This window comes from Geodermatophilus sp. URMC 62 (assembly GCF_052931475.1).
In genome coordinates this window covers 2,590,456-2,605,554 of record NZ_JBRFHY010000001.1, presented here as the reverse complement: position 1 = coordinate 2,605,554, position 15,099 = coordinate 2,590,456, and the positions used below count along the sequence as shown (strand labels likewise).

The 15,099-nt window shown below is 74.9% G+C and carries 17 protein-coding genes and 2 pseudogenes; 18 read left to right on the top strand and 1 reads right to left on the bottom strand.

What is annotated here, in order from left to right:
• Positions 1 to 36: 36 nt before the first annotated feature.
• Complete coding sequence (locus ACU616_RS12565) at positions 37 to 531, bottom strand: flagellar protein FlgN (protein WP_446758795.1); 495 nt, start codon at positions 529 to 531, stop codon at positions 37 to 39.
• Between the two features lie 160 nt (positions 532 to 691).
• Between ACU616_RS12565 and ACU616_RS12560 the strand changes: the two genes are divergently transcribed.
• The 18 genes and pseudogenes from ACU616_RS12560 (at position 692) to ACU616_RS12475 (ending at position 15,064) form a co-directional block, all read left to right on the top strand.
• The gene (locus ACU616_RS12560; RefSeq protein WP_446758794.1) at positions 692 to 1,708 is read left to right on the top strand and encodes a sigma-70 family RNA polymerase sigma factor; all 1,017 of its coding nucleotides are present in this window, start codon (positions 692 to 694) and stop codon (positions 1,706 to 1,708) included.
• 129 nt (positions 1,709 to 1,837) lie between these two features.
• The gene (locus ACU616_RS12555) at positions 1,838 to 2,725 is read left to right on the top strand and encodes a flagellin N-terminal helical domain-containing protein (RefSeq protein WP_446758793.1); all 888 of its coding nucleotides are present in this window, start codon (positions 1,838 to 1,840) and stop codon (positions 2,723 to 2,725) included.
• Positions 2,726 to 2,853: 128 nt separating this feature from the next.
• Positions 2,854 to 3,759 (top strand): annotated as a pseudogene (fliD, locus tag ACU616_RS12550) (flagellar filament capping protein FliD); the annotation flags it as partial.
• A 76-nt stretch (positions 3,760 to 3,835) separates the two neighbouring features.
• Entirely contained in the window at positions 3,836 to 4,246 is a 411-nt protein-coding gene (gene fliD, locus ACU616_RS12545; RefSeq protein ID WP_446758792.1) for a flagellar filament capping protein FliD, read from the top strand.
• A 37-nt stretch (positions 4,247 to 4,283) separates the two neighbouring features.
• A complete protein-coding gene (gene fliS, locus ACU616_RS12540) occupies positions 4,284 to 4,682 on the top strand; it encodes a flagellar export chaperone FliS (protein WP_446758791.1) in 399 nt (132 codons plus the stop codon).
• Entirely contained in the window at positions 4,679 to 5,023 is a 345-nt protein-coding gene (locus ACU616_RS12535; RefSeq protein WP_446758790.1) for a hypothetical protein, read from the top strand. Before fliS ends, ACU616_RS12535 begins: the two co-directional genes overlap by 4 nt.
• Positions 5,024 to 5,348: 325 nt before the next feature.
• Entirely contained in the window at positions 5,349 to 5,696 is a 348-nt protein-coding gene (gene flgB / locus ACU616_RS12530) for a flagellar basal body rod protein FlgB (protein WP_446758789.1), read from the top strand.
• 1 nt (position 5,697) lies between these two features.
• Positions 5,698 to 6,096 carry a flagellar basal body rod protein FlgC gene (gene flgC / locus ACU616_RS12525; protein WP_446758788.1) on the top strand — a complete coding sequence of 133 codons (399 nt, stop codon included), beginning with the start codon at positions 5,698 to 5,700 and terminating at the stop codon, positions 6,094 to 6,096.
• Positions 6,097 to 6,098: 2 nt separating this feature from the next.
• The gene (gene fliE, locus ACU616_RS12520; protein WP_446758787.1) at positions 6,099 to 6,452 is read left to right on the top strand and encodes a flagellar hook-basal body complex protein FliE; all 354 of its coding nucleotides are present in this window, start codon (positions 6,099 to 6,101) and stop codon (positions 6,450 to 6,452) included.
• Positions 6,452 to 8,056: pseudogene (gene fliF, locus ACU616_RS12515) on the top strand (flagellar basal-body MS-ring/collar protein FliF). The gene fliE and the pseudogene fliF overlap by 1 nt, the downstream one beginning before the upstream one ends.
• A complete protein-coding gene (gene fliG, locus ACU616_RS12510; RefSeq protein WP_446758786.1) occupies positions 8,053 to 9,132 on the top strand; it encodes a flagellar motor switch protein FliG in 1,080 nt (359 codons plus the stop codon). The pseudogene fliF and the gene fliG overlap by 4 nt, the downstream one beginning before the upstream one ends.
• The gene (locus ACU616_RS12505) at positions 9,116 to 9,934 is read left to right on the top strand and encodes a FliH/SctL family protein (RefSeq protein WP_446758785.1); all 819 of its coding nucleotides are present in this window, start codon (positions 9,116 to 9,118) and stop codon (positions 9,932 to 9,934) included. The genes fliG and ACU616_RS12505 overlap by 17 nt, the downstream gene beginning before the upstream one ends.
• A complete protein-coding gene (locus ACU616_RS12500; protein WP_446758784.1) occupies positions 9,931 to 11,229 on the top strand; it encodes a FliI/YscN family ATPase in 1,299 nt (432 codons plus the stop codon). Before ACU616_RS12505 ends, ACU616_RS12500 begins: the two co-directional genes overlap by 4 nt.
• A 1-nt stretch (position 11,230) precedes the next feature.
• Positions 11,231 to 11,689, top strand: coding sequence for a flagellar FliJ family protein (locus ACU616_RS12495; RefSeq protein ID WP_446758783.1), 459 nt, complete (start codon positions 11,231 to 11,233; stop codon positions 11,687 to 11,689).
• The gene (locus ACU616_RS12490; RefSeq protein WP_446758782.1) at positions 11,677 to 12,672 is read left to right on the top strand and encodes a transglycosylase SLT domain-containing protein; all 996 of its coding nucleotides are present in this window, start codon (positions 11,677 to 11,679) and stop codon (positions 12,670 to 12,672) included. Before ACU616_RS12495 ends, ACU616_RS12490 begins: the two co-directional genes overlap by 13 nt.
• Positions 12,669 to 14,027, top strand: coding sequence for a flagellar hook-length control protein FliK (locus ACU616_RS12485; RefSeq protein ID WP_446758781.1), 1,359 nt, complete (start codon positions 12,669 to 12,671; stop codon positions 14,025 to 14,027). The genes ACU616_RS12490 and ACU616_RS12485 overlap by 4 nt, the downstream gene beginning before the upstream one ends.
• Positions 14,028 to 14,066: 39 nt before the next feature.
• Entirely contained in the window at positions 14,067 to 14,474 is a 408-nt protein-coding gene (locus tag ACU616_RS12480) for an IS630 transposase-related protein (RefSeq protein ID WP_446757795.1), read from the top strand.
• Positions 14,471 to 15,064: an IS630 family transposase gene (locus ACU616_RS12475; RefSeq protein ID WP_446761457.1), complete on the top strand. Its 594-nt coding sequence runs from the start codon at positions 14,471 to 14,473 to the stop codon at positions 15,062 to 15,064. Before ACU616_RS12480 ends, ACU616_RS12475 begins: the two co-directional genes overlap by 4 nt.
• The last annotated feature ends 35 nt before the right edge of the window (positions 15,065 to 15,099 follow it).

The following is a 15,099-nucleotide window of genomic DNA, read 5'->3' as shown; positions in this document are numbered from 1 at the left end:
AGCACGCCGGCCCCTGCTGTGACCTCGAGAGCTCGGTCACAGGGCACCGTCCAGGGTGACGGCGCGGTGCGCCGAGGACTCCGAGCGGCCGGTGGCGCCGTACGTGCCGGCCGACGGGGTCCGCACCGAGAGCAGCGCGTCCCCGATGGCCGACAGGCCACCCTCGATCAGCTCGCGGTTGGCGTCGGACAGGCTGCGCAGGTCGGTGACCAGCACGAGCAGCGCCTCGTGGTGGCGCGCCAGCAGGTCGTTCCACGGCGCCGGGGCGACCTCGGCGAGCTGGCGCAGCGAGGGGTCCACCCCGACGCCGAGCCGGGTCGCCAGCGACTCGGTGACCACGGCCCGCTCCACCTCGAGCGTGCGCAGCTGGTCGAGCACGACCTCGATCTCGTGGGCGATGCGCGCCAGCCAGCGGGTCTTGCCCGAGAGGATGAGGTACTGCTTCTCCTCCGCCTTGAACAGCAGCAGGTCGAGCAGCTCCTGCTCCCGCCACAGCAGCGTCGACAGGTGCTGGAAGTCCACGTCCGCCACCGCCTCCCTCGTCCTGCCGGCGGGCGGTCCCCGTCCGGCGTTGTTCGCGGTCAGGCCATCGGCAGCGGGCGAAGGACCCTCAAGCCGAGTTCCCGGCATCGGCAGATGTTGCCCTCCCCCGGTGGTGCGGTCCGGCCGCGCGGCAGCCGAGGAGGAGGACGTGCCAGCAGCCCGCCTCCCGGTGACCGAGCGCCCCACCCACCTGCGCCCCGCCACCCCGCGCAGCGCCCTCCTGCGCGGCGCTCCCCCGCGCGCGGACGCCCCACCCGCCGCGCCGGCGAGGTCGGAGGCCGACGTCGAGGCGATCGTCACCGAGCACCTGCCCCTGTGCTCCTTCGCCGTCAACGCGGTGGCGTCGCGCATCTCGCTGCCCGGCCACGTCAGCCGCGACGACCTGCTCTCCTGCGCCCGGCTGGCGCTGGTCGAGGTCGCCCGCCGCTTCGACCCGTCGGCCGGGGCCACCTTCGCCACCTACGCCCTCCCCCGCCTGCAGGGCGCCGTCCTCGACGAGCTGCGCTCCGGGGACTGGGCGAGCCGGTCGGTGCGGGCCGCGGCCCGGCGCACCGACGCCGCCGCCGACGCCCTGACCATCCGCCTGGGCCGGCCGCCGACGCGCGAGGAGCTCGCCGAGAGCCTGGGCATGCGCCGAGGCGAGCTCGACGCGCTGCAGGTCGACGTCCACCGGGCGGTCATGGTGAGCATCGACGCCGAGAGCGGCGACGGCGGCCCGCTCGACCTGCCCGACCCCGGGGAGTCCCCGGAGCGCGCGGTGCTCCGCGGCGAGCGCTCGCGGTACCTGCAGGACGCCATCCGGGCGCTGCCCGACCGCCTCGACGAGGTCGTGGAGCGCAACTTCTTCGGCGGTGAGTCGCTGACCGACATCGCGACCGACCTCGGCGTCACGCTCTCCCGCGTCTCGCAGATGCGCGCGCGGGCGCTGACGCTGCTGCACGCGGCGATGAGCGAGGTGTGGGACGGCCGGGCGGTGGCCGCCGACGGCGGGGTGCGCGCCCGCAACCAGCAGCGCCTCTACGTCGACCGGGTCGCCGGCCGCGGCGCTCCCGACCGCAACACGCCCCCGGCCAGCACGCCTCCCGTCGGCGCACCCCCGGTCGGTGCCCCGCTCGCCCGCCGCGCGGCCTGGCAGCGGGCTTACGGGGCGGCCCGACCCGCCTGAGTGAGAAATCCGGGAGAAGATCGCCGATTCGCCTCAAGACCCGGCCCGTCCCAGCCGTAACACCATCTGCAAGCCCCGCAGCACGGATGCAGCGGGAACAGGGAAAGACCCCGTCCAAGGAGGATCACCATGGGTCTGCGCGTCAACCAGAACATCGCGGCGATCAACGCCTACCGCAACCTGTCGGCCACCGACACGCAGATGGGCAAGTCGCTGGAGAAGCTGTCCAGCGGTCTGCGCATCAACCGTGCGGCCGACGACGCGGCGGGCCTGGCCATCTCCGAGGGCCTGCGCGCCCAGGTGGGTGGCCTGAAGGTCGCCGTCCGCAACGCCCAGGACGGCGTCAGCGTCGTCCAGACCGCTGAGGGTGCCCTCACCGAGACCCACAGCATCCTGCAGCGCATGCGTGACCTCGCGGTGCAGGCGTCCAACGACGGCTCGGTGGACAACACCGCCAAGGCCGCCGCCAACGTCGAGTTCACCGAGCTGCAGAGCGAGCTGGACCGCATCGCCAGCACCACGGCGTTCGGCTCGCAGAAGCTGCTCGACGGCTCCTACACCGGCACCTTCCAGGTCGGCTCGGCCAACACGGCCAACGACCGGATCGACGTGGACCTGTCCACGGCGACCATCACCGCCAGCGGCACCGCCGACGGCAGCACCATCACCGGTCTCAACGCCGCCGGCCTCAAGGTCGACTCGACGGCCCTCGCCAACGGCATCAAGACCGAGGCCGGCGCCAACGCCGCCATCGACGCCCTCGACAAGGCGATCAAGGGCGTCTCCTCGGTGCGCGCCAACCTCGGTGCCAAGCAGAACCGGTTCGAGCACACCATCAACAACCTCAACGTCGCCGTCGAGAACGTGTCGGCGTCGGAGAGCCGGATCCGCGACACCGACATGGCCCAGGAGATGACGCAGTTCTCCCGGAGCCAGATCCTCACCCAGGCCGGCACGGCGATGCTCGCCCAGGCCAACAGCAGCTCGCAGGGTGTCCTGCAGCTGCTCCGCGGCTGATCACCGCACCGCAGCACCTGAGCACCACCCAGTAGCACCCCGGTGAGGGGGGAGGCCCCCGGGCCTCCCCCCTCACTCCACATCCGCACCCGTTCACCCCACCCGTCCCGGCACCGAGGAGATCCGCCATGGCAGGCATGAGCGTCGACGGCCTGGTGTCCGGGCTCGACACGACCAGCCTCATCACGTCGTTGCTGCAGATCGAGGCCCAGCCGCAGACGCAGCTGAAGACCCGGCTGACCACCACCCAGAACACCGCCGCGGCCTACCGGTCGATCAACACCAGGTTCGACGCCCTGCGCACCGCGGCCGAGGCGCTGACCGCCAGCAGCCTGGCGGCCGCCCGCACCGCGACCAGCAGCAGCGCCGACGTCACCAGCAGCGCCACCAGCGCGGCGGTCGACGGCAGCAGCGCCACCTTCAAGGTGACGGCGCTGGCGGCGGCGCACACCCTCACCAGCCGCCTCGAGTGGAGCTCGGCGACCGCGGCCGTGCGCTCCCCCAGCGCCGGTGGCACCGACCCCGGGTGGCCGATGCAGGTGCTCGACTCCAGAGGTGCGGTCGTCGGCTCGATCAACGTGCCCGACGACGCCACGCTCACGGACGCCGCGGCCGCCATCAACGCCAGCAGCTACGGACTGCGAGCCACCGTCGTCCAGCTCAGCCCCCAGCAGTTCCGGCTCCAGGTGACCAGCACCAGCACCGGCGCAGCCTCGAAGTTCACGCTCCGCGGCGCCGCCGAGACCGGCACGGCCGGCTCGGCCTTCACTCCCTATCCGCCCGGCACCGACGCCGTGATCGAGTTCACCAACGGCCTGACGGCACAATCGTCGACCAACACCTTCAACAACCTGCTGTCCGGCGTGTCGGTCACCGTGTCGAAGGTCGACCCCACCACCACCACGGTGACCGTGGGCAGCGACCCCGAGAGCGTGGCCACCAAGGTCCAGGCTCTGGTCGACGCGGCCAACGCCGCGCTCGGCGAGATCACCAAGTACACCGCCAGCAGCAGCACGTCGAAGAACCTGCTCACCGGCGACAGCGCCATGGCCGACCTCACCAGCCGCGTGCTCCAGGCGGTCTCGACCGCCGTCGGACGACGGGTCCGCGGTGCGGCTGGGCCTCCAGCTGACCCGCGACGGCAAGATCACCTTCAACAAGGCGACGTTCACCAGCACGCTGACCAGCAACCCGGAACTCGTCCAGCGCATGGTCAGCGGCACCCCCGCCTCGACCGCCCCCGACGGGACGGCGGTCCCGGCCGTCGCCGGCATCGCCGACCGGCTCCTGTCGCTGGCCAAGTCGGCGACGAACTCGACCACCGGCACCGTCACCATGCTCGCCAAGGGCCGCGACGCCCTGGCCAAGGACATCCAGACGCGCATCGACGACTGGGACCTCCGGCTGGCCGCCCGCAAGGCGACCCTGTCGCGCCAGTTCACCGCCATGGAGAGCGCGCTGAGCTCCCTGAAGTCACAGTCGTCCTGGCTGTCCGGCCAGCTGTCCTCGCTGTCCTCGTGATCCCCCGCCCGCCTCCCCCGATCGAGGAGCCGCCCCGATGAGTGCCGTTTCCCTCCGCACCCGTTACCTCGGTGACGCCATCAGCACCGCCTCGCCCCAGCAGGTGCTGGTCATGCTCTACGACCGGCTGACCCTCGACCTCGAGCGCGCCCAGCTGGCGCTGCGCGACGGCCGGCGCGACGACGCGGGCGGTCAGCTGCGCCACGCGCAGGAGATCGTCTTCGAGCTGCTCAGCAGCCTGCAGGTGGACGCCTGGGAGGGTGGGCCGCGCCTGGCCGCGCTCTACAACTGGCTGGTCGCCGAGCTCAACCAGGCGATGGTCAAGCACGACGCCGGCCGGGTCGCCTCCTGCCTGCAGGTCGTCGAGCCGCTGCGTGACGCGTGGCGCCAGGCCGCCGCCAGCCTCTCGGCCGGCGCCGTCGCGAGCACCGCATGACCTCCCCGCGCTCCTCCGAGGTCGACCGCCGCGCGGAGTGGACCGTCGTCCTCGAGGAGATGGAGGGCGAGGTCATCGACGCGGAGCGCTCCATCCGCGGCAACCGCGCCGAGGAGATCGCCGCCTGGGGCCGGCGCATGGAGGACTGGGTGCCGCCCAGCTCCCTCGGCCCGCTGCCGATGGACCTGCGCGAGCGCGCCGCCCGGCTGCTGCAGCACCAGCTCGCCGTCGCCGAGGAGCTCGTCGAGCGGATCACCCAGTCGCAGCGCCAGCGCGACCTGGCCGCCCGCATGGCCTACCGCCCCCGCCCGGTCGCCGCCTTCGTCGACCGCGCCCTGTAACCCGCACGCCCCCGACCCTCCGGGCCGGGCCGCCACACGACGTGGCGGCCCGGCCGTCGTCGTTCCCGGGCCCCGTTCGCCGGGCACAGGAGGTGGGTCCCGGGAGTCACAGGGGCACCGGGGAACTCGTCCGCGTCGGCGGTCCCAGCAGTCACCCGTGTGGCGGACGGCGGTCAAGCGGCCCCGGGCGGCTGCCGAGAAGACCCCTGCACGGACAGCACCACTCTCGCCACGGATCGGCGGCCCGCCCCGCGCTCGCGCGGGTGTCCCGACGTACCCGGAGGCCAGTCGTGTCCTGCCGTCCTGCCCACCGGCGGTCCGCCCGATGATCGGCGACGTCACCACCACGACCCTGCACGCGGCCCTCAGCGGGCTGGCGCAGCGCAGCCGCGTCACCGCGGACAACATCGCCAACGTCCAGACCCCGGGCTTCCTGGCCGGCCGCACCGGCTTCGAGTCCTCGCTGCGCACCGAGCTGCGCCAGGGCAGGACGCCGACGGTCTCCGGCGGCTCGATCGCCCGTTCGCTGGAGCCCACCCGGGAGGACGGCAACAACGTGAACCTCGACAGCGAGACGGTCATCGCCACCGAGACCGGCCTGCGCTACCAGCTCGCCCTCAACGCGCTCGACGGCAAGTACGGCCTCCTGCGCTCGGCCCTGCGGACGGCGTGACGTGTTCGACAGCCTCGACATCTCCGGGTCCGGCCTCTCGGTGCACCGCCGCTGGATGGACGCCGTCTCGGACAACATCGCCAACATCAACACGGTCAGCTCGACCGACGGCGAGGCGTTCAAGGAGCGCATGGTCGTCGCGCAGGCCGTCGACTACGGCTCCGGCGAGGGCGGCGTGCGCATCGCCGGCGCCGAGTTCGGCAGCGGCGAGGGCCGGCTGGTCTACGAGCCCGACCACCCGCTGGCCGACGACGAGGGCTACGTGCGCTACCCCGACATCGACCTGGGTGACCAGATGACCCAGCTGATGATGGCCCAGCGCGGCTACCAGGCGAACCTGGCGTCCATGGAGCGGGCGACCAACGCCTACCAGGCCGCCCTCCAGCTCGGGAAGGGCTGACCGTGACCTCTCCCATCGGCGGCGTCTCGCTGCCCAGCTTCCCCACCGTCGGCGGCATCGACGGCATCGGTGCGATGGCCGGCGTGGCCGACGTCGCCGGCAGCAGCGCCGCGGCCCCCGTGGGGAGCGCGTCGGACAACGGCTTCGCCGCCACCCTGGCCGGCGCGGTCGACCAGCTGCAGGGCCTGCAGTCGACGTCGGACGGCCTGGCCACCGCGGCCGCCACCGGCGACCTCAAGGACGTGCACGACTACATGATCGCGGCGCAGGAGGCCTCCCTGTCGACCGAGATGGTCGTGACCCTCAAGAACAAGGCCGTTGAGGCCTTCACCGAGATCATGAGGATGCCCATCTGATGCCCGCCGCACTCGCCGGGCCGCTGGGGAAGCTGCGCTCCGCCCTGGCCACGATCAGCCTCGGCCAGAAGGTCGTCATCGGCCTGCTCGTCGCCGCGCTGGGCCTGGGCGGCTTCTCCTTCTACAGCTGGATCACCACGCCGACGATGGCGCCGCTGTTCTCCAACCTGGCCTCGACCGACGCCTCGGCGATCGTCGACGAGCTCAACGCCGGCGGCGTCGCCTACGAGCTGGCCGACGGCGGCGCCACGATCATGGTCGCCAACGACCAGGTCTACGACCTGCGCCTGCAGATGAGCGGCAAGGGCCTGCCGGCCGGCTCCGACACCGGCTACGCCCTGCTCGACGAGTAGGCCATCACCACCAGCGAGTTCCAGCAGCAGGTGCAGTACCAGCGCGCCGTCGAGGGCGAGCTGGCCAACACCCTCGAGGCGATCGACGGCGTGCAGACCGCCGTCGTGCACGTCGTCCTCCCCAAGGACGAGGTCTTCGCCACCGACGAGAGCGACCCCACCGCCTCGGTGCTGCTCGACCTGGCGCCGGGCACCGAGCTCTCCGGCGAGCAGGTCCAGTCGATCACCAACCTGGTGTCCTCGAGCATCGAGGGGATGGACCCCGAGCAGGTCACCGTCTCCGACTCCCAGGGCCAGCTGCTCGCCGCCGCGGGCCAGGGCGCGACCGCCGCGTCGGGCGACGCGCGCTCGCAGATGGAGACCGACTACGAGACCCGGCTGGCCGCCAACGCGCGGTCGATCCTCGACACCGTCCTCGGCCCGGGCAACGCGCGGGTCTCCGTGCGCGCCGACCTGGACATGTCGCAGCGCGACAGCACCGCCACGACCTACGGCTACACCCAGGGCACCCCGCCGATCAACTCGCAGACGTCGAAGGAGACCTACACCGGCGACGGCACCGCCGTCGGCGGCGTGCTGGGCCCGGAGAACACCGCCGACGCGGCCAACGGCGGCACGGGCTCGGGTCAGGCCAACTACTCGACCGAGTCCGCGACGGACAACAACGCCGTCGACCAGACGGTCACCAACACCGTCTCCGCCCCGGGCGAGGTCAAGCGGCTCACCGTCGCCGTCGTCCTCAACGACACCGTGGCCGGCAGCCTCAACCAGAACCAGGTGCAGGACCTCGTCGGCAACGCGGTCGGCCTGGACCAGGCGCGCGGTGACGGCATCAGCGTCGCCTCGCTGGCCTTCGACACCAGCGCCGCCGACGAGGCGGCCGCCGAGATGGCCGCGGCCCGCGAGGCCGAGCAGCAGGCGCAGATGTGGTCGCTGATCAAGACCGGCGGCATCGCCCTCGGCATCGTGCTGCTGGTGCTCGTCGTGTGGCTGCGCTCGCGCCGCCGCGGCGAGGACGAGGAGGAGGAGGACGAGGACTACCCGCTCGAGCTGGACGAGGGCGTCATGGCCGAGCTGGAGCGGCTGCGGGTGGCCAGCGCGCGGGACGACACCGCCGTCCTGGACAGCCGGGCGCTGGAACTGGAGGCCGCGGAGCGGCAGCGGGTGCGGGGGGAGATCTCGACCATGGTCAGCGAGCGTCCGGACGAGGTGGCGCAGATGCTGCGCGGTTGGCTCAGTGATGTGAAGTGACACTCGCATCGGTCGAGCAGCTGGTGGGTGCGGGCGGGACCAACCTCCCCGCGCTGCCGCCGGCTCCCCCGCGCCCCGAGCTGCCGGGCCTGCGCAAGGCCGCGGTCTTCCTCGCCCAGATGACCAAGGAGGAGGCCGGCGTCCTGCTGGCCAAGCTGCGGCCCCGCGAGGTCGAGGCCCTCACCCGCGAGATCATGCGGCTCGGCTCGCTGGAGCCCGAGGACGTCGACGGCGTGCTCACCGAGTTCCACCAGATGATGAGCGCGCAGCGCTACGTCGGCCGCGGTGGCGTCGACTTCGCCCGCGAGATCCTGGCCGCGGGCCTGGGCGAGGACAAGGCCGAGGGCATCCTGGCCCGGCTCAACGTCGTCTACACCGAGGTCCCGTTCGCCTCGCTGCGCAACGCCGACGTCCGCCAGCTGGTCACCTTCCTCAAGGACGAGCACCCGCAGGTCATCGCGCTGGTCCTGGCGCACCTCAGCGCCGCGCAGTCGGCGGAGGTGCTCTCGGGCTTCAACCCCGAGCAGCAGGCCGAGGTGGCCCACCGGATCGCCACCATGGACCGCACCTCGCCGGAGATGGTCCGCCTGGTCGAGGAGGAGCTGGGCCGCCGCATGGGCTCGCTGCTCGCCCACCAGGACATGTCGACCGTCGGCGGCGTGGAGACCCTGGTGGAGATCATCAACCGCTCGCCGCGGCCGACCGAGCGCTCGATCCTCGAGTGGCTCGACAGCTCCGACCCGGAGCTGGCCGAGCAGGTGCGCGCGCAGATGTTCGTGTTCGAGGACATCGTCACGATCGACGACCGCTCCATGCAGCTGGTGCTGCGCGAGGTCGCGGGCAACGACCTGGCCACCGCGCTCAAGGGCGTGCGCCCCGACGTCCGGGACAAGGTCGTCCGCAACCTCTCCGAGCGTGCCGCCGAGAACCTCGCCGAGGAGATCGAGCTGCTGGGCCCGGTCCGTGCCCGCACGGTCGAGGAGGCCCAGGGCAAAGTCGTCGCGGTCATCCGGACGCTCGAGGAGCAGGGCGTGCTGACCATCTCGCGCGGTGGGGACGATGAGTTCGTCGCGTGAGTCGGTGCTGCTGCGCGGGGCCTCGGCCAGCGCGGCGGCCCCGTACCGGTCGGTCGCGGGAACGACGGTGCCGCCGGCGCCGCCGCGCCCGGCCCCCGTCGCCTCGCCGGTCGCCTCGCCGGTCGTCCCGGCGGCGCCCGAGGTCGTCCTCGAGCGGCGGACGGCGTCGCGCCGCGCCGCCGACGTCCCCGTGCCCAACGGCCGCGGTGTCCTGCGGCTCGGCGACGTCTACGCCGAGGAGCTGGCCCGGCTGCGCGACTTCGCCCACCGCGAGGGGTTCTCGGCCGGCCACGCCGAGGGCGTCGCGGCCGCTGCGCAGGTGGTCGCCGAGGCCGAGGCCGCCGCGGAGGTGCGCCTGGCCGACGTGCAGGCCCGCTGGGAGCGGCGGATGGCCTCGGCCACCGCCGCGCTCGGCGCCGCCGTCGCCGCGCTGGAGGCCGCCGCGGTGCCGACCGCCGACGACGTCCGCGACACCGTCCTCGACGGGGTCCTCACCCTCGTCGAGGACCTCCTCGGCCGCGAGCTGTCGGCGTCCACCACGGCCGGGGTCGACGCCCTGCGCCGCGCGCTGACCCTGGTGCCCTCCGACGCGCCGGCGGTCGTCCGGCTGCACCCCGACGACCTGGCCGAGGTCCCCCCCGCGTCGCTGGCGGCGCTGCCGCCGGCGGTCACCGTCCTCGGCGACGAGACCGTCGAGCGGGCCGGCGCCGTCGCCGAATCCGGTCCGCGCCGGGTCGACGCGCAACTGTCGACGGCGCTGGCCCGGGTGCGGTCGGTGCTGACGGGCGGGGGCACGGCGTGAGCGCCGCCGCCGTCCTCGCCCGCGCCCGCCGCGCCGCGCGCCCGGAGCTCACCGGCTCCGTCGTCGGCGCCATGGGCCTGACCCTCACCGTCGAGGGCGTCGTCGCCGCCGTCGGCGACCTGGTCGAGGTCGGCTCCGGCCTGCTGGCCGAGGTCGTCGCCGTCTCCCGCGACCGGCTGACCTGCATGCCGCTGGGCGAGCTCGGCGGCGTCCACTCCGGCGCGCCGGTCCGCACCACCGGCATGCCGCTGCAGGTGCCGGTCGGCGAGGCGCTGCTCGGCCGGGTGCTCGACGGCCTGGGCCGGCCGGTCGACGGCGGCCCGGCCCTCGGCGCCGGGGTCGACTGGGTCGACCTGGCCAGCGAGACGCCGCACGCGCTGTCGCGCCGCCGCGTCGAGGACCCGCTGCCGGTCGGCGTCCGCGCGCTGGACACCCTCGTCCCGGTCGGCAAGGGGCAGCGGCTGGGCATCTTCGCCGGCTCCGGCGTCGGCAAGTCCACCCTGCTCGCGCAGATCACCCGCGGCACCGAGGCCGACGTCCGGGTCATCGGGCTGATCGGCGAGCGCGGCCGCGAGGTCAAGGAGTTCCTCGAGGAGAACCTCGGGCCCGAGGGCATGGCGCGCACGGTCGTCGTCGTCGCCACCTCCGACGAGCCGCCGCTGGTGCGGCTCAAGGCCGCGTTCGTGGCCACCCGGATCGCCGAGGGCTTCCGCGACCAGGGCCGCGACGTGCTGCTGCTCATGGACTCCATCACCCGCACCGCCATGGCCCAGCGCGAGGTCGGCCTCTCGGCCGGCGAGCCCCCCGCCACCCGCGGTTACCCGCCGAGTGTCTTCGCGATGATGCCCAGGCTGCTGGAGAAGGCCGGGCCGGGCGCGGTCGGGTCGATCACCGGCCTCTACACCGTGCTGGTCGAGGGCGACGACCACAACGAGCCGATCGCCGACACCGCCCGCTCGATCCTCGACGGGCACGTCGTGCTCACCCGCAGGCTGGCCACCACCGGCCACTTCCCCGCCATCGACGTCCTGGAGTCGATCTCCCGCGTCGCCGGCGCGGTGACCGCCCCCGCGCGCATGGCCGACGCGCGCGAGGCCCGGCGGCTGCTCGGCGCGCTGCGCGACGTCAAGGAGCTGGTCGAGATCGGCGCCTACCAGCCCGGCAGCGACCCGCTGGTCGACCGCGCCCGCCTGCTCTCCCCCGCGCTCGACGCGTTCCTGCGCCAGCCGCTGGAGGACACCACCTCCCCCGAGGACGCCTGGTCGATGCTGCACCGGCTCGTGACGGCGGGCTGAGGTGGGCAAGCGGGCCGGGTTCCGGCTCGAGCCGGTGCTGCGCGTCCGCCGGGCCGCCGAGCAGGCCGCCGAGCGGGCCGCCGCCGAGGCCACCGCCGAGGCCACCGCGGCGCAGCGCCGCGCCGAGGAGCAGGCCGCCGCCCTGACCTCCCGGGTGCCGCCCGCCTCGGCCCCCGCGCACGTCTTCCTCGCCGCGATGGTCGCATCGGGCGCCGCGGCTGCCGATGTGACAGCTGCACGGGCGACGGCGCAGGCCTCGGCCGAGCAGGCCGAGCTCATGCGCGCGCGCTGGACCGCGGCCGCCCAGCAGACCAAGGCACTGGAGAAGCTGCGCGAGCGGCACCTCCTGGCGCTGCGGGCCGCCGAGGCCTCCGCCGAGGAGCGGGCGGTCGACGACCTGGTCACCGCCCGGCACGCCGCAACCGACCCCGAGGGAGAGGAGGAGCCGTGGAGGGGCTGACCGCGGTGCACAGCCGCATCGCCGAGATCCAGAACCGGATCCTCACCTTCGCCTCGGCGTCGTCGACCTCGACCGCGGCCGCCCGGTCGGCGGCGTGGGCCGGCGCCGCGTCCGCCGCCGGGCTCACCGGCACCACGGGCACGGCGGCGGCCGGCGCGATGGCAACCGGTGCGACGGCGACCGCCGGCAGCGGCCTCGAGGGGCAGGTGGTGGCCGCGGCGCAGCGCTACCTCGGCGTCCCCTACGCCTGGGGCGGCACCGACCCGTCGGTCGGGCTGGACTGCTCGGGCCTGGTGCAGCGGGTCTACGGCGACCTCGGCATCGACCTGCCCCGCACCAGCTCCCAGCAGGCCACCGCCGGGACTCCGGTCGCCGGCCTCGGCGAGGCCCGCCCCGGCGACCTCGTCTTCTTCGACAACTCCTCCGCGCGGCCGGGCATCGACCACGTCGGCATCTACGTCGGCGACGGGAAGATGATCGCCGCCCCGCAGGAGGGCGACGTCGTCAAGGTGCAGGACGTCGGCACCCCGACGCTCATCCGGCGGGTGCTGCCCGCCTCGGCGTCGGCCGCCTCGTCCGCGGCGACCGGCGGGGCGGGCCTGGCCGGCGTCCCCTACGCCGACCTGTTCGCCGCCGCCGGCGCCCGCCGCGGCGTCGACCCGGCACTGCTGGCCGCGATGGCGAAGGTGGAGTCGGGATTCGACTCCACCGCCGTCTCCTCCGCGGGCGCCACCGGGCTCATGCAGTTCATGCCGGCCACCGCCCGCGGCCTGGGCGTCGACCCCTCCGACCCGGCGTCGTCGATCGACGGCGCGGCGCGCTACCTGCGCCAGCTCACCGACCGCTTCGGCTCGACCGACCTGGCGCTGGCCGCCTACAACGCCGGCCCCGGCGCCGTCGCCCGCGCCGGCGGCATCCCGCCCTACGCCGAGACCCAGTCCTACGTCCGGAAGGTCACCAGCGCCGCGGAGGCGTACTCATGACAGCTGCCCTCACCGCCGCCCTCCCCGCGCCCGCTCCGGCCGCGGCCCCGGCGCCCGCCGACCCCGGCTCGGCCGCCGGCTTCGCCTCCGCGCTCGGCAGCGCGGTCGCCGACAGCACCTCCGCCGACGCCGGCACCGGCCGCGCCGCGGCCGACGACGACGCCCCGGCCGACGACGGGACGACGCCGGCCGATCCCCCCGCCGACGCCCCCGGCCCGCCCGCGGACGCGGCCCCGGTCGGCGGCCTGCCCGCCGGGTGGGCGCTCGCCCTCGCGCTGGGCACCGCGGTCCCGCGCGGCGCCGGCCCGGGCTCGGAGGCCACGCACGGCGCCGTGGTCTCCGGCGGCGCGGCCGTCCCGGGAGTGGCCGCCGACCTCGCCCGCGCCGGGGACGTCCCCGCCGCCGTCCCGGCCGTGCCGGCGGTCCCCGCGACCGGCGCCGCCCTGCCCGGCGACCCGGGCGGTCCCGTCCCGGCCCCGGCCGTCCCGGCCGACCTCCCGCCCGCCGCGCCGGCTCCCGCCGCGTCCACCGCCGGGTCCACCACCGCGTCCACCGCGGCGACCCCGGCCGTCCCGGCGGTCGCGCCGTCCACCGGGCTGCCCGAGGGCCTGGTCGTCGTCCCGGCCGCGGACCCAGTCCCAGCCGCCGCGGCGCCCACCGGTCCCGATGCCGGCGCCGCGTCGTCCCCCGTCGGCACGGCTGCCGCACCCGTCCCGGCCGAGGCCGCCGGCGGGGGCGCGCAGCCGGGCGCCGGCGACCCGCAGGACCGCCCCGGCGACTCCCCGGCCACCGCCCCGCAGACGCCGGCGGCCCCCGCACCGGCCCCCGCGGCACCGGCCGCCGCGGCACCGGTCGCCGCAGCCCCGGCCGCCCCGGCACAGGCCGACGCGCCCGCCCCGCCGGTCGCCGGCCAGGTCGCGCCCGCCGTCGCCACGCTGGCCTCCGGGCCCGACGGCACGCACACCATGACCCTGGTGCTCACGCCCGAGACGCTGGGCCAGGTCGAGGTCCGGGTGACCGTCACCGCGGGCACCGTCGACCTCTCCCTGCGCGGCGCCTCCGAGCACGGGCGCGCCGCCCTGTTCGACGCCCTGCCCGACCTGCGCCGCGACCTGGAGTCCGCCGGCCTCACCTGCTCGCGCCTGCAGGTCGACCGCGACCCCGCCGGATCGGCGCACTCCCAGGCGCAACAGGCCTGGCAGCACGCCCAGCAGCAGGCCGGCGGCCACTCCCGGGGCCAGGGCGGGGCAGACGACCGGGCCCGCCCGTGGCTGCGCGGCGCCGACCCCGACGGGAGCCGCCCGGCTCCCGTCGCCACCCACCCCGCGTCGACCGCCCTCGACGTCCGGGTCTGACAGCGGTGTGCTGGTTGCTTGGTGGAGTAGGCCTGAGGCATGCGGGCGTACTCGATGGATCTGCGTGAGCGGGTCGTTGCCGCAGTCGATGGCGGGATGACCCAGGAGCAGGCGGCAGTGACCTTCCGGGTGTCGGTGAACACCGTGGGCCGATACCTGGCCCGGCGGCGGAACATCGGCAGTCTGGCCCCGACCGCGCAGCGGCACGGGCCGGTGCCGGAGAAGAGGCAGCAGCTGCAGGCCTGGCTGCCGGATAGGCTGGGCGCGGCGGCCGATGCCACCCTGGCCGAGCATGTCAGCGCCTTCGCCAGCCAGCGGGGCGTGGTGGTGTCGGCGGCGACGATGTCGCGGGCGATCGCCGCCCTGCCGGCCGACGATCCCGATCAGGCGCTGACGCCGCGCGGACGGCGGCGGCGGCCGGGCCGGCCGCTGAAGTCAAAAGCCTGAGCGCCACCGAGCGCGACGAGACCGCGCGCGCCCGGTGGCATCGCGAGGTGGCTACCACCGACGCGGCCCGGCTGGTGTTCGTCGATGAGTGCGGCACGCACATTTCGATGACCCGCCGCCGGGCCCGCGCTCCGCGGGGCACCCGGGCGGTCGGGGCGGTGCCGCGCAACCGCGGGCCGGTGACCACGTTGATCACCGGGCTGGCGCTGTCGGGCATGAGCCCGGCGATGACGGTGGAGGGCGGCACGACCGCGGCGGTGTTCGCCGCCTATCTGCAGCAGGTGCTGCTGCCGGCGCTGCGGCCCGGGCAGGTGGTGGTGGTCGACAACGTCGGCGCGCACAAGCCTGAGCGGATGCGCGCGCTGGTCGAGGCCGCGGGATGCCGGCTGGTGTTCCTGCCGGCCTACTCGCCGGACTTCTCTCCGGTGGAGGAGGCTTTCAGCAAGATCAAGGCCCTGGTGAAAGCCGCCGGCGCGCGCACCCGCGCGGCCCTGGACGCGGCCATCGCCGTGGCGCTGGCCGCGGTCACCGCCACCGACGCCGCTGGCTGGTTCGCCCATGCCGGCTACTCCACCCACCAAGCCACCTGAAGACCGCTGTGAGAGGAGCCGACCATGACGGAGAC

Coding starts and splice junctions, on each gene's coding strand:
- fliS (WP_446758791.1), top strand. CDS start 4,284: ATGAGTGCCGTTTCCCTCCGCACCCGTTACCTCGGTGACGCCATCAGC.
- ACU616_RS12480 (WP_446757795.1), top strand. CDS start 14,067: ATGCGGGCGTACTCGATGGATCTGCGTGAGCGGGTCGTTGCCGCAGTC.
- flgB (WP_446758789.1), top strand. CDS start 5,349: ATGATCGGCGACGTCACCACCACGACCCTGCACGCGGCCCTCAGCGGG.
- ACU616_RS12535 (WP_446758790.1), top strand. CDS start 4,679: ATGACCTCCCCGCGCTCCTCCGAGGTCGACCGCCGCGCGGAGTGGACC.
- ACU616_RS12505 (WP_446758785.1), top strand. CDS start 9,116: ATGAGTTCGTCGCGTGAGTCGGTGCTGCTGCGCGGGGCCTCGGCCAGC.
- ACU616_RS12555 (WP_446758793.1), top strand. CDS start 1,838: ATGGGTCTGCGCGTCAACCAGAACATCGCGGCGATCAACGCCTACCGC.
- ACU616_RS12485 (WP_446758781.1), top strand. CDS start 12,669: ATGACAGCTGCCCTCACCGCCGCCCTCCCCGCGCCCGCTCCGGCCGCG.